This window comes from Mesorhizobium silamurunense, assembly GCF_014843905.1.
GTDB classification, from domain to species: Bacteria; Pseudomonadota; Alphaproteobacteria; order Rhizobiales; family Rhizobiaceae; genus Mesorhizobium; species Mesorhizobium silamurunense.
The window spans coordinates 38,740-56,331 of record NZ_LPVS01000010.1; the positions used below are offsets into that span (position 1 = coordinate 38,740).

Genomic DNA, 17,592 nt, shown 5'->3' on the forward strand with positions numbered 1-17,592 from the left:
GCTTACCTCTCCCCCGGCCGCTCGACGGCGGGAAGCTTTGGAAGGCCGAAAATCGAAAAGTCGCCGGGGCGCGCCGGCACCTCGGTGCGGATTGCCGCGCGCAGCCTGGCCGAACGCGCGCGCGGGTTGGCGGCGATCTCGGCCTCGCCCGGCGTCACCCCGCCGCCGGATTTGCGGAAGGTCGCCAGCCGGGCCGGCGCGTCGGGCATGTGGCGCGAGCCCGATGCCGCATCGGCGCGATCGGCGATGAAGCGCTTGACGATGCGGTCTTCCAGCGAATGAAAGGTCACGACGGCGAGCCTACCGCCGGGCTTGAGCACCCGCTCGGCGGCGAACAGCGCGCCCGCCAGTTCGCCGAGCTCGTCGTTGACGAAGATGCGCAGCGCCTGGAAGACGCGGGTGGCCGGATGGATCTTGTCCTTCGGCGCGCGGCCTATATGGGTGGCGATGGCGTCGGCCAGATCGAGCGTGCGCTCGAAGGGCCGTTTCTGGCGCCGGGCCTCTATCATGCGGGCGATGCGGCCGGCATGCCGCTCTTCGCCGAGAAAGCCGAAGATGCGGGCAAGGTCGCCCGCCTTGAAGGTGTTGACGACATCGGCGGCGCTCAGGCCCGCTTGCGCCATGCGCATGTCGAGCGGCCCGTCGGCGCGAAAGGAAAAGCCGCGCTCGGCCTGGTCGAGCTGCATGGAAGAAACGCCGATGTCGAGCACGACGCCATCGGCGCCCCCGACATGCTCGTCCAGCGTCGAGAACGGCGCCTCAACGAGCTTCAGCCTGCCGCCGGCCTGCCGTTCCAGAGCCCTGCCCGCGGCGATCGCATCCGGGTCGCGGTCGATCGCCACGACCGAAGCGCCGCGCTCGAGGACGGCACCGGTGTAGCCGCCGGCGCCGAACGTCCCGTCGACGATCGTCTCGCCCGGCTTGGGTTCAAGCGCCCCCAGCACTTCGCCAAGGAGGACCGGAATGTGACGGACCAGTCCGCCAACGGCGTGAGGATCATCGCCGTGGCCAGCCATCATTCCGGTCGCTCCCCGGGCTTCGTCCCCTGCCGAAGCTGCAAAAGCCTGGCCCGCGCCTGCGCCCCGTAGGCGGCAAGCCGGCCCGGTTCCCAGACCTGAAAGAAATTGCCGCGGCCGACAAAGGCCACCTCGTTCGAGATGCCCGTGTGCTCGCGGATGAAATCGGTCATCGTGATGCGGCCGTCCTGGTCCAGTTTCAGGAACGTCCCGTCGCCATGGCAGAAGAAGGACATGTCGTCCGCCGTCTGCAGGAAGGGATCCTCCAGCGCGATCCGCTGCTCGTAGCGGTCGAGCAGGTCGAGCCCGCCGACGTCCATCGCCGGAAGGTCGAGGCAGCGTAGCGCATAGAGCTCCGCATAGCCACGTTTCTGCACGACCGCGCGGAAGTGCGCCGGAACGGACACCCGCCCCTTCGCATCGATCCTGTTCACTGCGCTTGACAGAAATCGGTCCACTACGCGTTACAGCCGCTGTCGCCGCTGCACCCCTTCCCATGTTTTTCTCCGCGCCGCCGTCGTGCGTCGCCTCGCGACAAATCGCTTCATTCACCAAGGCGAAAACCGGCAAACGCGCAGCCGCCGCGACTGCCCGATTGGCGTACGCTTCACCCTGACGCGGAACGAAGGCTTGATGATGTGAATGGGATATCATGGGGCACTATGGGCGTCAACGGGAAGAGGCATCACAAACGCGCATGCCACAACCAGGAAGAGCAGACTGACGGCACGTCTCGTCTTTATCGTCCATTAAGCCTAACGAACCGTTTAGAACCGTCTGGCCCAAAAGGACGCGGCTTGCTGCGAGCCTTCGGCGCGCCTAGCGTCGAGCCTCTGTTCAGCGAGGAATGAGCCCATGGCCGAAACCGCGAAGTCACGCGCCGCGACACTTGCCCATCTGCGCAGTGGCGATTTCGCCAAGGGCGATCCCATCCCCTTGCCGCTGACAATGGCCTCGATCTTTCATTCGCCGGGCGACGCGACGGGCTTCGATCAATACGGCCGTTTCAGCAATCCGACGTGGCACGCCGTCGAGCATGCGCTTGGCCATCTGGAGGATGCGCAATGCGTTGCCTTTCCGTCGGGAATGGCAGCGATTTCGGCGTCGTTTTTTTCGCTCGTCAAATCGGGCGACCGCATTCTCTTGCCCTCGGACGGCTACCATACGACACGTGCGCTGGCGGAGCGTTTCCTGAAGCCGCTCGGCGTCACCTATGACGTGAGGCCCACATCGAGCATGCTCGATGGCGGTTTTGCCGGCTACCGGCTGGTGTTCGCCGAGACCCCGTCCAACCCGAGGCTGGACATCTGCGACATCGCCGCCGTCGCCAAGGCCGTGCACGAGCAAGGCGCGATCCTCGTCGTCGACAACACGACGATGACGCCCTTCGGCCAGCGCCCGCTCGACCTCGGCGCCGATGTCGTGGTGTCGGCCGATACCAAGGCGATCAATGGGCACTCGGATGTGCTGTTCGGCCATGTCGCCAGCCGCAATCCGGATATTGTCGCCAAGGTCAGGGACTGGCGCGAGACGGCAGGCGGGATCCCCGGGCCGTTCGAGGCCTGGCTCGTCCATCGCGGCCTCGAGACGCTGGAGGTGCGTTTCGATCGCATGTGCTCTTCGGCCGAAGCGATCGCCCGTCGTCTCAAGCGACATCGCGCGGTGAGCGGCCTGCGCTTTCCCGGGCTCGAGGGCGATGCTTCGCATAATCTGGCGCGCGCCCAGATGGAGCGCTTCGGCTTCCTCATCTCGTTCGAACTGGCGTCGGAAGAGAAGGCCGAGGCTTTCATCGACAATTGCGCGCTGTTGGAATCGACAACTTCCTTTGGCGGCGTGCACAGTTCGGCCGAGCGACGCTCGAAGCGCGGCGATGCGGTGCCGCCCGGCTTCGTGCGCCTTTCGGTCGGCTGCGAACCGGTGGAGGAGCTCTGGCAGGCGATCGAGGTGTCGCTGGACCGGCTCGGCGGTTGAGCCGATCACCTCGTGAGATCGTCGGCTCCGATCTTGCGACGTCCGTGCAGCACACGGAGGATTTCGACCGCATGCTCGCCAACTCGATATAAGGTGAGGTAGTCGCCGACGATGAGATGGCGAACACCCGGCGCAACGTCGTCGCGCGGAGGCCCGGAAAAAGGATAGGTAGCCAGTTGCTGCCAACGGCTTTCAATACGATCGAGTAGTCGGTCTGCTGCGATTTCGTTGTCGCCAGCGACATAAAGCCATATGGCAATCAAATCCTCTTCAGCATGCGCGGTTCGAACAATGGGCAGCAAGCTCATGCTGCTCCACTGGATCTCAAGCGCCTTCGCGCCTCAGCCTTGATCTCTTCAATCGATGCGAACCGCCCCGGCCCGCTGTCGATCCCCTCTTGCACCAGCTTGCGCAATTCCTCGACCGTATAGCCGAGCAGGTCACGCCGGTCCTTCCATTGCCTGAGCGCGTCCCGGATCACTTCACTCGCCGAGGCATACTCGCCGGCTGCCACGACATCGTCGACAGCCTGCGCCAGTTCGGGAGAAAGCGTTATGCTGCGTTTGTCGACCTGACCCATCACCGGCTCCTGATATTTGTCCGCCGGCGCCAAGGTACGATTTAATCGTACCGGCTTCAAGAAGCGTGTGTCCGCCTTGAATCAACAGGCGAGCCTGACGGCACAACCCGCTGATTTCAGGAGCTCTCTTGGATGTCGCGAAGAAAAAATGCCAGCTGGCCTGTAAGCCGGGTTCTGTATGGCCCCCGCGCCTTGCGGCGCGGGAACGTGGCGGCCATTCATCTTGGGCACGTGTCGCCACACGCCTCACGCAACCTACCCGGGCGGTGGGCCGGAAACAGCCCTCGAAGGTTTCCCCTCGCACCGCCCCTATTCGGTTTTGCTCCCGGTGGGGTTTGCCGTGCCGCTCCTGTTGCCAGTCGCGCGGTGGGCTCTTACCCCACCCTTTCACCCTTGCCGCGGCATTCGCCGCGGCGGTTTGCTTTCTGTGGCACTTTCCCTGGGGTCGCCCCCGCCGGCCATTAGCCGGCACCGTGTCTCCATGGAGCCCGGACTTTCCTCACCCGCAGCCTTTCGGCTCTTGCGGGCGCGGCCGCCCGGCCAGCTGGCAAGCGCGTATAAAGGGATTCCCGCCGGAAAACGCAAACGAAAAAGGCAGCTGCCCCGCTTTAGGCGGGCGAGCCGAGCGCCGCCATCTGCACCTTCACCTTGCTGCAATAGGCGGCCGAAACCGGATTCATCCGCCTCGCACCATGGCCGGCATTGTATTTGAGGATCGTGCCGCAGGTCGTGCCGCCGCCGAGCCCTTGCGCCATGGCCAGGTACTTCATGCCGTATTTGATGTTGGTGTCGGGATCGAACAGTCCCTTGGCTGAACCGGTATAACCCATCATCCGCGCCGTCGCCGGCTTGATCTGCATCAGGCCGATCTCGCCGGCGCTGCCGACCATGTTCGGCCGATAGTTGCTTTCGATCTTGATGACGGCCTTGGCGAGCGACACCGGCACGCCGTAGCTCGCCGCATAGCGGGCGATGATCGCAGAATATTGGCCACCGCCGGTCGCCGGGGACGACAGGGCGGGCTTTTCGGGATGGATGGAAGCCGTCGTCGTCAGGTCGATGGTCTTCCTGCCGCGCTTTGCATTGCGCTTGACCGTTGATTTCGCCGACCGCGCTACTCCGGCTTTCTGCACCTTTGCCTGGGCGACTTTCGTGGTTTTTGCGGTTTTGGGATCGGGGGCTGTCTTTGGCGTTGCGGGGGTTGCCGCGAACCCATTGTCGGCCGCCCGCAAGCTAAGGGGGGCACTGTTTGCCGGGCTGAAGGCAAAACTCATCACTCCGGCAGCAACGGCTGCCGCTACAACGGTCAATCTTTGCATGTAGTCCTGTTCTGTTAGAACCGCGCGAAGAATTTCGCGCAGCTGGGCCAACTCAACATCGGAGCATCTTGGGGGGATAGATGTCCAACAACTTGTGGGAGATGCGTTTGGAGAGGGAATTGGCGCCAATGAAGGCGAGGCAATTCACTTTGTATGACAAATTGTAATTTAGGGAACGTGGCGAGATTATTTGGGCGAGGCTGTCTTAACGGAAGCTAGCAGCCTTTGCAGCGTGCGGATCGTCGAGCCGTCCGCCACGCCGTCGACGAGTCGCCGCCGGAAATGCAGCTGAAACGCCGCCACCACGATTTCCGTTTGGCGATCGAAGGCGCCCGATATCTCGACGCTGTAGCCGTAAAGCGCCAGCATCGATTGCAGTGCCTCCACGTCGGCGCCGGTGTCGCCCGCCCTCAGCGCCGCACCATGGCTGATCGGGGTCGCGGCAACGAGATGGCCGACGCCGGCCGCAAAGAGCGCTTTCCAGGGAAACTTCTCGCCCGGGTCGACCTTGCGTCCCGGCGCCACATCGGAATGCGCGAGCACCCTTTGCGGTGGAATGGAATGCCGTCCGGCGACCCCCTCGCATAAACCGATAACGGCGTCGATCTGCCGCTTCGGGAAGGCTTTGTAGCCCAGCGAATGCCCGGGATTGACGATCTCGATGCCGACAGAGCAGGAGTTGATGTCGACACGCCCGAACCATGAACTCTTGCCGGCATGCCAGGCGCGGTCGCTCTCGCGCACCATCTGCACGATGCGGCCATCCTCATGGACAAGATAATGCGAGGACACCTCGCTTGCCGGATCGCACAGCCACGCCTCGGCGCTGGCCCCCGTCGCCATGCCGGTATAGTGCAGCACGATCATGTCGGGCCTGAGTGTGTCGCGCCGCGGACCGAAATTCGGCGACACCCTGACCTCGGCACCCGGCTGGTCGGGCAAAAAACCGCTCATACGTGCCTGAGGCCCCGTTCGATCATCTCATAGGCCGCATTGATCGCGGCGACCCTTGTCGTGGCGATCTTGATGAATTCCTGCGGCAGGCCGCGCGCGATCAGCCTGTCGGGGTGATTGTCGGAGATCAGCTTGCGATAGCGCTTCCTGACCTCCTCGAACGGCTTCCCCCGCTCGATGCCCAGAATAATATAGGGATCGGCGGCGCCGAGATTGACGTGCCGCGACAGGATCGCCTGGTAGTGCGCCTCATCGATCCGGAAGATCTCTGCGATGCGATGCAGGAATTGCCCTTCCCGCTCGTGGATCAGCCCGTCGGCCTTGGCGATATGGAACAGCCCGTCGAGTATGTCTTCCAGCATCATGCAATTCGCATGGCCGGAACCGCATAGCTGCGCCATGCGCTGGGCATAGATTTCAAACCCGGCAACGTCGCGCTTGGCGAGGTCGTAAAGGCGCGCCACGTTGCGCGTTTCCTTGGGCGGCACTTCGAAGATTTCCTGGAAGGCGCGCACCTCGTCCTGGGAGACGATGCCGTCGGCCTTGGCCATCTTGGCCGAGAGCGCGATCATCGCTACCGAGAAGGCAACGCGCCGGCGCAGGTCCGCGTCGCCGGAGAACACGGTCCGCACGGCCTCGACGACATCGGCGACGCCCGAGGACGCCGACGACGAAACACGAGCGATGAAGTCGCCGAGGCGGTCCCAAATCGACATGCCGGCTTCTTAGTGCGAACCGGGCACCGCTATCAAGCCGGGACAATGCCGCAGGTCGAACGGCGTTTGATGGCAGTCCCGCCAAAAGAAAGGCCGGCGCAAGGCCGGCCTTCCGATTTCATTGGACAGATTTCTACTGCGCCGGTGCAGCAGGAGGTGTTGCCGGAGCCGGTTCGGCAGGCTTCGAAGCGTCAGGCGAGGCTGGCTTCATCGGCTGCTCGTTGGCCGGCGGGTTGGTGCTCTGGGTGGTCGTTTTGTCCGTGCCGGTGCCGCTGTCGCTGCAAGCCGCGACCCCCAGCAGGGCGAGCGCCGAAACAGACGCCAGAATGAGCTTCTTCATGATATCTCTCCTTCAGCAAGCGTTCACGTTTCGGTGAACGGCCACAAGAGAAATGCATCGAGCGGCTCACAGGTTTCGTAACGTTGCGTTTCCAAATGTAACATCAACTTGCGATTGCCGCCGAAACGGCGAACTAACAGAGCAAGCGCTCGCACAGATTGGATAGGCAGAATGACGGAAGCCGCGGTGAACAAAAAATGGGATTTCTGGATCGACCGGGGCGGCACGTTCACCGACATCATCGGCCGTGACCCGCGAGGACAATTGCATCCCCGAAAGCTATTGTCGGAGAACCCTGAGGCCTATGCCGATGCCGCCATCCAGGGCATCCGTGACCTGCTTGGGCTGAAAACCGGTGCGACCATCCCCCCTGGCCGGATCGGCGACATTAAGATGGGCACCACGGTCGCCACAAATGCGCTGCTCGAGCGGAAGGGCGACCGGGTGCTCCTGCTCACCACCAAGGGCTTTCGCGACGCGCTGCGCATCGCCTATCAGGCGCGTCCGGATATTTTTGCCAAGGAAATCGTCCTTCCGGAACAACTCTACGAGCGCGTGATCGAGATCGACGAGCGCGTGCGCGCCGATGGCTGCGTCGAGCGGCTGCTCGACATCGCCGCCTGCCGCCCGGCGATAGAGCAGGCCAAGGCCGACGGCATCGACGCGGTCGCCGTCGTCTTCATGCATGCCTGGAAATATCCCGACCACGAGAAAGCGGTAGCAAAAGTCTGCCTCAAGATCGGCTTCAGACAGGTCTCGGTCAGCCACGAGGTCTCGCCGCTCATCAAGCTGGTCGGCCGCGGCGACACCACTGTGGTCGACGCCTATCTGTCGCCGATCCTGTCACGCTACGTGCAGAAGGTGGCAGGCGAGTTGGGTGCCGGCCCACGCCTGATGTTCATGATGTCGTCGGGCGGGCTGACCGCCGCCGACATGTTCCAGGGCAAGGATGCGCTGCTATCGGGTCCGGCCGGCGGCGTCGTCGGTATGGTCGAGACGGCGAAGCTCGCCGGCTTCGAAAAGGTCATCGGCTTCGACATGGGTGGCACCTCGACCGACGTCGCCCATTACGACGGCGAATATGAACGCGCCTTCGACACCGAAGTCGCCGGCGTGCGTATCCGCGCGCCGATGATGCGCATTCATACTGTCGCTGCCGGCGGCGGCTCGATCCTGCATTACGAGGCCGGCCGCTTCCGTGTCGGCCCGGACTCCGCCGGCGCCAATCCCGGCCCGGCCGCTTACCGACGTGGCGGGCCGCTCGCCGTCACCGACGCCAATGTGATGCTCGGCAAGCTGCAGCCCGATGTCTTCCCGGCGATCTTCGGTCCCGGCCAGGACCAGCCGCTCGACGTCGGCACCGTGCGCGAAGAATTCGCGGCGCTCGCTACCGAGATCGGCGATGGGCGCTCGCCGGAAGCGGTGGCCGAGGGCTTCGTCACCATCGCCGTCGAGAACATGGCCAACGCCATCAAGAAGATTTCGGTGCAGCGCGGCTACGATGTCACCGAATATCTCTTGAACTGCTTCGGCGGCGCCGGCGGCCAGCATGCCTGCCTGGTCGCAGATGCGCTCGGCATGGAAGCGGTGCTCATCCATCCCTTCTCGGGCCTGCTTTCGGCTTACGGCATCGGGCTGTCGACAGTTTTTGCCTCGCGCCAGCAGGCGCTGCTGAAGCCGCTCGCCGAAGAGTCCCGCTCCTCGATCGAAGAACTGATTGCGGCTTTGCGCCAAAGTGTCGTCGCCGAACTTGCGGCGCAAGGCATTGCGGAAGCCGCCATCGCCTCGAGACCGGTCCTGCAGATCCGTTATGACGGCACGGACACGACTTTGCCGGTGAATTTCGAGCATGGCTCGATTTTCCGCGCCAGAAGCGATTTCGAGGCCGCCCACAAGGCCCAATTCGGCTTCGTCTACGAAAACAAGCCTATGATCATCGAGGCGGTTGGCGTCGAAGGCAGCGATGTCGGGACCGCTGCGCGCGACGAAAATGAATCAAGCCTCGAAGACAAGGCGGCAAGCCCCTGGCAGACCCGGCAATTCTTCGCCGACGGCGCCTGGCGTGATGCCGGTATCTTCCGGCGCGAGGATCTGAAGCCCGGCCATAAGGTGGCGGGTCCCGCCCTCGTCATCGAGCCGAACCAGACCATCGTCGTCGAACCGGGCTGGCAGGCCATGATCACGGCCCTGAACCATGTCCTGTTGCGCCGCATCGAAAAGAAACGCCGGCAGGCGGCGCTCGGCACCGAGGCCGATCCGGTGATGCTGGAGGTCTTCAACAACCTTTTCATGTCGATCGCGGAGCAGATGGGCGTGACGCTGCAGAACACCGCCTATTCCGTCAACATCAAGGAGCGGTTGGATTTCTCCTGCGCCGTGTTCGACCGTCACGGCGCGCTGGTCGCCAACGCGCCGCACATGCCGGTGCATCTGGGATCCATGGACCGCTCGGTCGAAACCGTCATCCGCCTGAATTCGGGCGATATCCATCCGGGCGACGTCTTCGCGCTCAACGCGCCTTACAATGGCGGCACGCATTTGCCCGATATCACTGTGGTGACGCCGGTATTCGATGACGCCCGCAAGGAAATCCTGTTCTGGGCAGCCTCGCGCGGGCACCACGCCGACGTCGGCGGCACGGCGCCGGGCTCGATGACGCCTTTAGCCACCACCGTCGACGAGGAAGGGGTGCTGTTCGACAATTTCCGCATCGTCGATCGCGGCCGCTTCCGCGAGAAGGAGCTCGAGGCGCTCCTGACCGACCATCCCTACCCCGCCCGCAATCCCGCGCAGAACATCGCCGACCTCAAGGCGCAGATCGCCGCCAATGAAAAAGGCGTGGCGGAGTTGCGCAAGATGGTCGGGCATTTCGGCCTCGATGTCGTCGAGGCCTATATGGGCCATGTCCAGGACAATGCCGCCGAGAGCGTGCGCCGTGTGCTGGAACGGCTGCCCGACAGCTCCGACTACGAATACCCCACCGACACCGGCCAGGCGATCAAGGTGAAGATCACTATCGACCGGGAAAAGCGCCAGGCGACGGTCGATTTCACCGGCACTTCGCCCGTGATGAAGAACAATTTCAACGCGCCGGAGCCGGTGGCGCGAGCCGCCGTGCTCTATGCCTTCCGCGTCATGGTCGAGGACATGATCCCGATGAATGCCGGATGTCTGCGGCCGATCAACATCGTCATTCCCGACGGCTGCATGCTGAAGCCCGCCTACCCGGCCGCGGTCGTCGCCGGCAATGTCGAGACCTCGCAGCATGTCACCAACGCGCTGTTCGGCGCCATGGGCGCGATGGCCAACGCGCAAGGCACGATGAACAACCTCACCTTCGGCAACAAGCAATACCAGTATTACGAAACGATCTGCTCCGGCTCGCCGGCCGGCCGGATGAATTCCGGCCGCGGCTTTGCCGGCACTTCCGGCGTCCACACGCACATGACCAATTCGCGACTCACCGATCCGGAGGTGCTGGAATTGCGCTTCCCTGTCGTGCTCGAGGACTTCCACATCCGCGAGGGCTCCGGCGGCAAGGGCAAATGGAACGCCGGCGACGGCACCAAGCGCACCATCCGCTTCTTGGAGATGATGGAGTGCGCCATCCTCTCCTCGCACCGCAACCGGCCGCCGCAGGGTCTCGACGGCGGCGGCGATGGCGAGGCAGGCTCGACCAAGGTCAGACGCAACGACGGCTCGGTCGACGTGCTGAAGGCCTGCGACCAGACGACGCTCGATGCCGGCGAGGCCGTCATCGTCATCACGCCGACGCCCGGCGGATTCGGCAAGGCGTAAGGAAGGCGTCAACTTAATGCATGTTGCGCAAAAGAGTGCAGCGGTTTTGCGAAAACGAGATGCATAAAAACAAAGACCTAAAGCACGTCGCCCGAATCCGTTTCAGCGCGACGCGCTTTAACGTCAACAGCCTGTCACCCGCCTGTCACAACGCTGCGCTACCCGCTTGCGCCAACGCAAACGGGGAATCACTTCGCCATGTCGGATGTCTCGGGAGAACTCGTTTTTCGGCGCGGCAAGGAAGTTGGAAAAGCGGTCTATCAGAACAGCGCATTGTCGAAGGACGGCATTTCCGAGCGGCTTTTCGCCTTCCTGTTCTCCGGCCTCGTCTATCCGCAGATCTGGGAAGACCCCGATGTCGACATGGACGCCATGCAGCTCGGCGCCGGGCATCGGATCGTCACAATCGCGTCAGGCGGCTGCAACATCCTGGCTTACCTCACCCGCTCGCCGGCCCGGATCGATGCGGTCGACCTCAACGCCGCGCACGTCGCGCTGAACCGCATGAAGTTGGAAGCGGTTCGCCATCTGCCCTCGCAGGGCGACCTGTTTCGTTTCTTCGGCGCCGCCGACACCAGCCACAATTCGGAAGCCTACGACCGCTTCATCGCACCGCATCTCGATCCGGTCAGCCGCCACTACTGGGAGCGTAGGAACTGGCGTGGCAGGCGCCGTATCTCGGTCTTCGACCGCAACTTCTATCAGACCGGCCTGCTTGGCCTTTTCATCGCCATGGGCCATCGGGTGGCAAAACTGTTCGGTGTCGATCCGGCCGGCATCATGAAGGCCGAGAACATCGGCGAGCAGCGTCGCTTCTTCAACGAGGAATTGGCGCCGGTCTTCGACAGAAAGCTCCTGCGCTGGGCGACATCGCGCAAGGCCTCGCTGTTCGGTCTCGGCATCCCGCCGGCGCAGTACGACTCGCTGATCACCTCCGGCGACGGCTCGATGGCGAGCGTCTTGAAGGCGCGGCTGGAAAAGCTCGCCTGCGACTTCCCGCTGAAAAACAACTATTTCGCCTGGCAGGCGTTTGCCCGCCGTTACCCGGAGCCCGGCGAAGCTGCCCTTCCCGCCTATCTGGAACAGCGCAACTACAAGACGATCCGCACCAACATCGATCGCGTCGCCATCCATCATGCAAATCTGATCAAGTTCCTGGCCGGCAAGGACGCTGGCTCGGTCGACCGCTTCGTCCTGCTCGATGCGCAGGACTGGATGACCGACGACCTGCTTAACGATTTGTGGACCGAGATCACCCGCACGGCCTCGGTCGGCGCCCGCGTGATCTTCCGCACCGCGGCCGAGCCCAGTCTGCTACCGGGCCGCGTCTCCAATTCCCTGCTCGACCAGTGGCACTATGAGAACGAGGCTTCGCGCGAATTCTCGGCCAGGGACCGCTCAGCGATCTATGGCGGCTTCCATCTTTATGTGAAGCGCGCGGCATGAGCACGACGGAACTGCCGGCCAGCCATGCCGAACTGATGGACGGCGTCTATCGCTGGCAGCGCCACATCTACGACCTCACCCGCAAATTCTATCTGCTCGGCCGCGACCGGCTGATCGCCGGCCTCGACGTGCCGTCAGGCGGCAGCGTGCTCGAGCTCGGTTGCGGCACCGGCCGCAACATCGTGCTGGCCGCCCGCCGCTATCCGGATGCCCGCTTCTTCGGCCTCGACATCTCGGCAGAAATGCTGGAGACGGCGAATGCCGCGATAGCCCGTGAAGGTCTGGCAGCGAAGGTCAACCTCGCGCGCGGTGACGCCACCGACTTCGACGCCAAGGCGCTTTTCGGCACCGCGCGGTTCGACCGCGTTTTCGTGTCCTATTCGCTGTCGATGATTCCTGGCTGGGAAAAGACCGTCACGGCAGCACTGGCTTCGCTTGCGCCCGGCGGTTCGCTGCATGTCGTCGATTTCGGCCAGCAGGAAGGCCTGCCGCGCTGGTTCCGCGCCCTGCTGCGCGGCTGGCTGCGAAAATTCCATGTCGAGCCGCGCGCCTCGCTGCGCGACGTCCTTGAATCGGAATCCGAGCGGACCGGCGCAACCTTCCGTTTCAGAACGCTTTATCGCGGCTATGCCTGGCTGGGCGTGATCGGCGCTCGAAAGTAGGCGGGCTCCTACTGATGTAGGGCCTTCACCAGCGCTGCCACCATCGTCTGCGGCCGGTAGCCGAGCTTGGCCGGCGTCAACCCGAGGCGCACCACCACCAGTTGCTCTGATGGCACGATGGCCACCGTCTGGCCGTCATGGCCCTCCATCCAATAGGTATCCTTGGGCAGGCCGGCGGCGGCACCCGCGCCGGGACTTTCCTCATCGCCCGGTCCCTCGATCCAGACCTGGCCTTTGCCGTAGACTTTCGAGGCCGGCGCCGGCTGCCGCATCCAGTCGACGAAGCCGGTCGGCAGGATCTGCGCGCTGTTCCAGACGCCGCCCTGCAGCAGGAACTGGCCGAAGCGCGCCCAATCATGCGCCGTGGCATAGAGATAGGACGAGCCGACGAAAGTGCCCTGTTCGTCGGTTTCGAGCACCGCGCTGTGCATGCCGAGCGGCTCGAACAGCGCCGTCCGCGGCCATGCCAGCGCTTTCGCCTTGTCGCCGACCGCGTCCTGCCACAGGCGCGAGAGCATCACTGCCGTGCCGCTCGAGTAGGAGAACACCTTGCCGACCTCGCCGGTGAGCGGCTTGGCCTCGCCGAAGCCCGCCATGTCCGCTTCGAGATAGAGCATGCGCGTCACGTCGGCGACGTCGCCATAGTCTTCGTTGAATTCCAGCCCGCTCGACATCGCCATCATGTCGGCAAGGCTGATTGCCGCCCGCCCGTCGGCCTTCCACGGCGCGAACAGGGCCTTGTTGTCGAGCGCCATCTTGCCGTCCTTCATCAGCGTGCCGACGATCGCGGCATTCACCGTCTTGGTCATCGACCAGCCGAGCAGCGGCGTCTTGGCCGAAAAGCCGTCACCATAGCGCTCCGCGACGATACGGCCGTTCTTCACCACAACGATCGCGCGCACGCCGGTCCCGGCCATGGCGGGATCGTCGACGATCGTTGAAACCTCCGGATTTTGCGAAGCATCCACCCGCTCGCCGTCGGGCCAGAGCGCATCTGGCTGTGTCGTCGCAGCGGGCGGTGCCACACGCAGGACGGTCTGCCGCGCCTTGCCGGTGTCGCCATCCGGAACCGATGCGCAGCCGACGCCGTCGCGCTCGACGGCGAGGCTCTTGCCCAGAACCCAAAGCAGGCCCGCCGAAACAAGCCCCCTTTCCTTATCGACGGATACTTTCATCAGCTTGAGCAGTGGATGGCCCGGCGCCTGCACGTCGACGGCCAGCACTTCATTCGGGTCGCGGCCGGCGATGAACACATTGGAGCAGACGATCTTGGCCGAATAGCCGGAGCCGACACGGATCAGCTCGGGCGGCGCAAAATAAAGCCAGGCGAAGAGCGCGACCACCGCCAGCACCACCAGGCCCAGCAGCCATTTGATGAACCTCACGACAGCCCGCATCTTTTCCCGCCCTTTGGATTTCCCGGCTCGCTTTATGTCATCGATTTGCCGCCATTGCTTCCGCAAAATCATGTCCGATGTCGATCGCCGTCAATGGATTATCAACCATGTTCGGCGATGACGGAGGGATGTCGCCCAAAAGTGCCAAGCTGCTTTGGGACAATGACATGCGTGAAGAATGGGCGGTCCTGTGGGGCGATCGTCCGGAGGGGGCCCGCGTAAGCGACCACCATCAATGAAGGACCCATCAGCGGCCGGCTGATCCCGGCTCGGGGGATATCATGCGCCGTCTTGCGGCCATCCTGATGCTTACGCTGTTGGGCGCCTGCTCGACCGTCGAGGATCTTTCGCCGCTGACGCCGTCAGCGCAGACGGTCGCGATGCGCGCGCCCCGTTTCGAGGATTCCAAGCCGCATGAATGGGACAGCGGCGCGCCCTGGACCTACGCCATCCACGGCACCGACGTCTCCAAATACCAGGCCTCGGTCGACTGGCCGACGGCCAAGGCCAGCGGCATCTCCTTCGCCTTCATCAAGGCGACGGAGGGCGGCGACCGTTTCGATGACTATTTCAACGAGCACTGGTCACGCACCAAGGCCGCAGGAATCCCGCGCGCGGCCTATCATTTCTTCTATTTCTGCACGCCGGCCGCCACCCAGGCGCGCTGGTTCATCGCCAATGTCCCGAGAGACCCGTCGGCGATGCCGCCGGTGCTCGACATGGAATGGAACCCGAAGTCGCCGACCTGCCGGCTGCGCCCCGATCCCGCGACCGTGCGCAGCGAAATGAGCACCTTCCTCGAAATCGTCGGGCGCCATTACGGCAAGAAGCCGATCATCTATACGTCGCTCGACTTCTTCGATGACAATAGCCTGGCGACGTTCCGCGGCTATCCTTACTGGCTGCGCTCGGTCGCCGGCCATCCGCGTCAGAAGTATGGCAGCCATCCCTTCGCCTTCTGGCAGTACACCGGCACCGGCATTGTGCCCGGCATGACCGGCAAGTCCGACATCAATGTTTTCAATGGCTCGGAAGCCGCCTGGAACAAGTGGCTGCGGCAGAACACCCGTTGACATCGGCCCCCGTGCCTGCTTTTCGACACGGCGGGCGGCGTATAGTTGCAACCGCTGGTGATGCGGAGCGGCGCACCCAACCGGGGGTGCCGAACGGCGCTCCTGAATTTTGAAATCTACGCATGATCCTGTCCGCACCGGGCCGCCGATCATGCGCCGGTCTCGAAAGGGAAGCGATGCGATTGCGCGTTGAAATCCTGGCGGCGCTGCTGGTCGGCGCTTTCGCCTGGCCTGCGGCGGCGCAGGAATGCGGCGGCGATTTCGAAGCCTGGAAACAGGGCGTGGCTGTCGAGGCCAAGGCAGCCGGCGTCGGCGCCGTCGGCCTGGACGCGCTGGAAAAAGCCGCGATCGACGAGAAGGTGCTGGCGCGCGACCGCGCTCAAGGGGTGTTCGCCCAGACCTTCGCCCAATTCTCGAACCGCATGATCTCGGCCTATCGCCTGAAGCAGGGCGCGGCCAACCTCAAGAAATATGCCGAGGTCTTCGCGCGCGCCGACAAGGAATTCGGCGTGCAGCCGGCCGTCATCACCGCATTCTGGGGACTGGAGACCGATTTCGGCGCGGTGCAGGGCGATTTCCATACGCTGGACGCGCTGGTCACCCTCTCGCATGACTGCCGCCGGCCTCAGCTCTTTCGGCCGCAACTGGTGCCGCTGCTGACCTTGATCGACCGCGGCGTGCTGCCGGCCGACGTCAAGGGCGCCTGGGCTGGCGAAATCGGCCAGACGCAGATCCTGCCGACCGACTACCTCGCCCGCGGCGTCGACGGCGACGACGACGGCAAGGTCGATCTCAGGAACAGCGCGCCCGATGTGATCATGACCACGGCCGACAAGATCCTGTCGCGCGGCTGGAAGCGCGACCAGCCCTGGGTCGAGGAAGTGCGCGTGCCGGACGACATGCCGTGGGACCAGACCGGGCGCACGAACAAACTGCCGATCTCACAATGGGCTCAGTGGGGCGTCACCAACCCGAACGGCACGTCGCTTGTCGATAACGGTCTCAAAGCTGGCCTGGCCTTGCCGATGGGTCGCAAGGGCCCCGCCTTCCTGACCTACGACAATTTCGACGTTTATCTGGAGTGGAACCAGTCCTTCACTTACGCGCTCACCGCTGCGGTGCTTGCGACCCGTCTGGCCGGCGCGCCGCAATTCGACCCACGCACGCCGGAGCAAGGGCTCAATGGCGATCAGATGAAGGCGCTGCAGACCAAGCTCGAAGCCAAGGGCTACGACGTCGGCACGGTCGACGGCATTCTTGGCACGAACACCCGCGAGGCGATCCGCAAGGAACAGATGCGGCTCGGGCTGCCCGTGGACGGCTGGCCGACGCCGGAGCTGCTGGCGAAATTGTGAAATGGTAGCGAGATTCCGCTAACCTCGCCTCGACCGCAAGAAATCGATGAACGCACGCAGTGCCGGCGGCACGAGCCGGCGGCTCGGGTGGTATAGATAGAAACCCGGAAAGCCGGGCGACCAGGCTTCGAGAAACCGGACCAGCCTGCCCTTCTCGATCCATGGCTGGACCTGATAGTCAATCATGTAGGCTACACCTGCCCCATCCAGCGCCGCCTTGAGCATCAACTCCGTATCGTTGACGGTGAGACTTCCCTTGACCGCGATTTCCAGCGATCGCTTGCCGCGCGAAAACTCCCATCGGTAGATGTTGCCGCCGCCGGGCCACTGGAAGTTGATGCAGCGGTGCTCGTGCAGGTCCTGTGGATGACGGGGGACTGCGCGGCCCTCCAGATAGGCCGGAGCAGCCACAGCTGCCATTTGCAGATCGTCACTCAGCTTCACCGCCACCATGTCTTTCTCCAGCCGCTCGCCAAGGCGGATTCCGGCGTCGAAACGCCCCTCGACAATGTCGGTCAGCAGGTCGTCGACGATGACGGTCAGCGCGACGTCGGGATAGGCGCGCTGGAAATCGCCGAGGACCGGCGCGATGAAGCGCATTGCGGCAACGCGCGGAACGTTGATGCGTAGCGAACCGGCCGGGCTGACACGCGCGGTCTGGACCTCGGCAACAGCGTCATCCAGCTCTCCGAACGCAACGCCAAGGCGCGTAAACAGCGTCTCGCCGGCAGCAGTCGGCGAGACACTGCGCGTGGTGCGATTGAGCAATCTCACGCCGATACGCGACTCCAACTGTCGGATCGACTGGCTGAGCGCAGGCGGCGACACCCGCAGCCGCGCCGCCGCGCGGACGAAGCTGCCCTCTTCCACTATCGCCGCAAACGCTTTGAGCTCGGTGAATTCGGATCCGCGCATTATGTATCTCTGGATTAACAAGGCAGTCAGATAATAGGCGATTATCCGAT

17 protein-coding genes and 1 other RNA gene are annotated in these 17,592 nt (G+C 63.8%); 7 read left to right on the forward strand and 11 right to left on the reverse strand.

What is annotated here, in order from left to right; translation table 11 throughout:
- Nucleotides 1–2 precede the first annotated feature (2 nt).
- Entirely contained in the window at nucleotides 3–1,019 is a 1,017-nt protein-coding gene (rsmH, locus tag AU465_RS01105) for a 16S rRNA (cytosine(1402)-N(4))-methyltransferase RsmH (RefSeq protein ID WP_192243180.1), read from the reverse strand.
- Entirely contained in the window at nucleotides 1,016–1,474 is a 459-nt protein-coding gene (gene mraZ, locus AU465_RS01110; protein ID WP_192243182.1) for a division/cell wall cluster transcriptional repressor MraZ, read from the reverse strand. Before mraZ ends, rsmH begins: the two co-directional genes overlap by 4 nt.
- 397 nt (nucleotides 1,475–1,871) lie before the next feature.
- On the opposite strand from mraZ, the gene AU465_RS01115 reads away from it, so the two are divergent.
- The gene (locus AU465_RS01115; protein WP_192243184.1) at nucleotides 1,872–2,987 is read left to right on the forward strand and encodes a cystathionine gamma-lyase; all 1,116 of its coding nucleotides are present in this window, start codon (nucleotides 1,872–1,874) and stop codon (nucleotides 2,985–2,987) included.
- Nucleotides 2,988–2,992: 5 nt separating this feature from the next.
- On the opposite strand, the gene AU465_RS01120 is transcribed toward AU465_RS01115, so the two are convergent.
- From AU465_RS01120 to AU465_RS01150, 7 genes are all read right to left on the reverse strand, one after another.
- Entirely contained in the window at nucleotides 2,993–3,295 is a 303-nt protein-coding gene (locus AU465_RS01120; RefSeq protein WP_192243186.1) for a type II toxin-antitoxin system RelE/ParE family toxin, read from the reverse strand.
- Nucleotides 3,292–3,567, reverse strand: coding sequence for a type II toxin-antitoxin system ParD family antitoxin (locus AU465_RS01125; protein ID WP_192243188.1), 276 nt, complete (start codon nucleotides 3,565–3,567; stop codon nucleotides 3,292–3,294). The genes AU465_RS01120 and AU465_RS01125 overlap by 4 nt, the downstream gene beginning before the upstream one ends.
- Nucleotides 3,568–3,714: 147 nt before the next feature.
- Nucleotides 3,715–4,115, reverse strand: an RNA gene (rnpB, locus tag AU465_RS01130) — RNase P RNA component class A.
- A 60-nt stretch (nucleotides 4,116–4,175) separates the two neighbouring features.
- Complete coding sequence (locus tag AU465_RS01135; protein WP_192243190.1) at nucleotides 4,176–4,886, reverse strand: lytic transglycosylase domain-containing protein; 711 nt, start codon at nucleotides 4,884–4,886, stop codon at nucleotides 4,176–4,178.
- A 186-nt stretch (nucleotides 4,887–5,072) separates the two neighbouring features.
- Nucleotides 5,073–5,840, reverse strand: a complete 768-nt coding sequence (locus tag AU465_RS01140; RefSeq protein WP_192243192.1) for an N-acetylmuramoyl-L-alanine amidase — start codon at nucleotides 5,838–5,840, stop codon at nucleotides 5,073–5,075.
- On the reverse strand, nucleotides 5,837–6,556 hold the full coding sequence (locus tag AU465_RS01145) for a J domain-containing protein (RefSeq protein WP_192243194.1): 720 nt from the start codon (nucleotides 6,554–6,556) through the stop codon (nucleotides 5,837–5,839). Before AU465_RS01145 ends, AU465_RS01140 begins: the two co-directional genes overlap by 4 nt.
- 133 nt (nucleotides 6,557–6,689) lie before the next feature.
- The gene (locus AU465_RS01150; protein WP_192243196.1) at nucleotides 6,690–6,896 is read right to left on the reverse strand and encodes a hypothetical protein; all 207 of its coding nucleotides are present in this window, start codon (nucleotides 6,894–6,896) and stop codon (nucleotides 6,690–6,692) included.
- Between the two features lie 186 nt (nucleotides 6,897–7,082).
- Between AU465_RS01150 and AU465_RS01155 the strand changes: the two genes are divergently transcribed.
- From AU465_RS01155 to AU465_RS01165, 3 genes are all read left to right on the forward strand, one after another.
- Nucleotides 7,083–10,694 carry a hydantoinase B/oxoprolinase family protein gene (locus AU465_RS01155; protein ID WP_192243547.1) on the forward strand — a complete coding sequence of 1,204 codons (3,612 nt, stop codon included), beginning with the start codon at nucleotides 7,083–7,085 and terminating at the stop codon, nucleotides 10,692–10,694.
- A gap of 198 nt (nucleotides 10,695–10,892) precedes the next feature.
- A complete protein-coding gene (locus AU465_RS01160) occupies nucleotides 10,893–12,140 on the forward strand; it encodes a BtaA family protein (protein WP_192243198.1) in 1,248 nt (415 codons plus the stop codon).
- Nucleotides 12,137–12,802: a class I SAM-dependent methyltransferase gene (locus AU465_RS01165; protein ID WP_192243200.1), complete on the forward strand. Its 666-nt coding sequence runs from the start codon at nucleotides 12,137–12,139 to the stop codon at nucleotides 12,800–12,802. Before AU465_RS01160 ends, AU465_RS01165 begins: the two co-directional genes overlap by 4 nt.
- A gap of 8 nt (nucleotides 12,803–12,810) precedes the next feature.
- Here the strand turns inward: AU465_RS01165 and AU465_RS01170 are convergent, their stop codons facing one another.
- Nucleotides 12,811–14,199, reverse strand: coding sequence for a serine hydrolase domain-containing protein (locus tag AU465_RS01170; protein ID WP_192243202.1), 1,389 nt, complete (start codon nucleotides 14,197–14,199; stop codon nucleotides 12,811–12,813).
- A gap of 77 nt (nucleotides 14,200–14,276) precedes the next feature.
- Here AU465_RS01170 and AU465_RS01175 point away from each other — a divergent pair, with 77 nt between their 5' ends.
- From AU465_RS01175 to AU465_RS01185, 3 genes are all read left to right on the forward strand, one after another.
- Nucleotides 14,277–14,438 (forward strand): hypothetical protein, encoded by a 162-nt coding sequence (locus tag AU465_RS01175; RefSeq protein WP_192243204.1) that lies wholly within the window; start codon nucleotides 14,277–14,279, stop codon nucleotides 14,436–14,438.
- Nucleotides 14,439–14,480: 42 nt separating this feature from the next.
- A complete protein-coding gene (locus AU465_RS01180; RefSeq protein WP_192243206.1) occupies nucleotides 14,481–15,272 on the forward strand; it encodes a glycoside hydrolase family 25 protein in 792 nt (263 codons plus the stop codon).
- Between the two features lie 176 nt (nucleotides 15,273–15,448).
- Nucleotides 15,449–16,627, forward strand: a complete 1,179-nt coding sequence (locus AU465_RS01185) for a lytic murein transglycosylase (RefSeq protein WP_192243208.1) — start codon at nucleotides 15,449–15,451, stop codon at nucleotides 16,625–16,627.
- A gap of 18 nt (nucleotides 16,628–16,645) precedes the next feature.
- On the opposite strand, the gene AU465_RS01190 is transcribed toward AU465_RS01185, so the two are convergent.
- Complete coding sequence (locus AU465_RS01190; RefSeq protein WP_192243210.1) at nucleotides 16,646–17,542, reverse strand: LysR family transcriptional regulator; 897 nt, start codon at nucleotides 17,540–17,542, stop codon at nucleotides 16,646–16,648.
- Nucleotides 17,543–17,592: the final 50 nt, after the last annotated feature.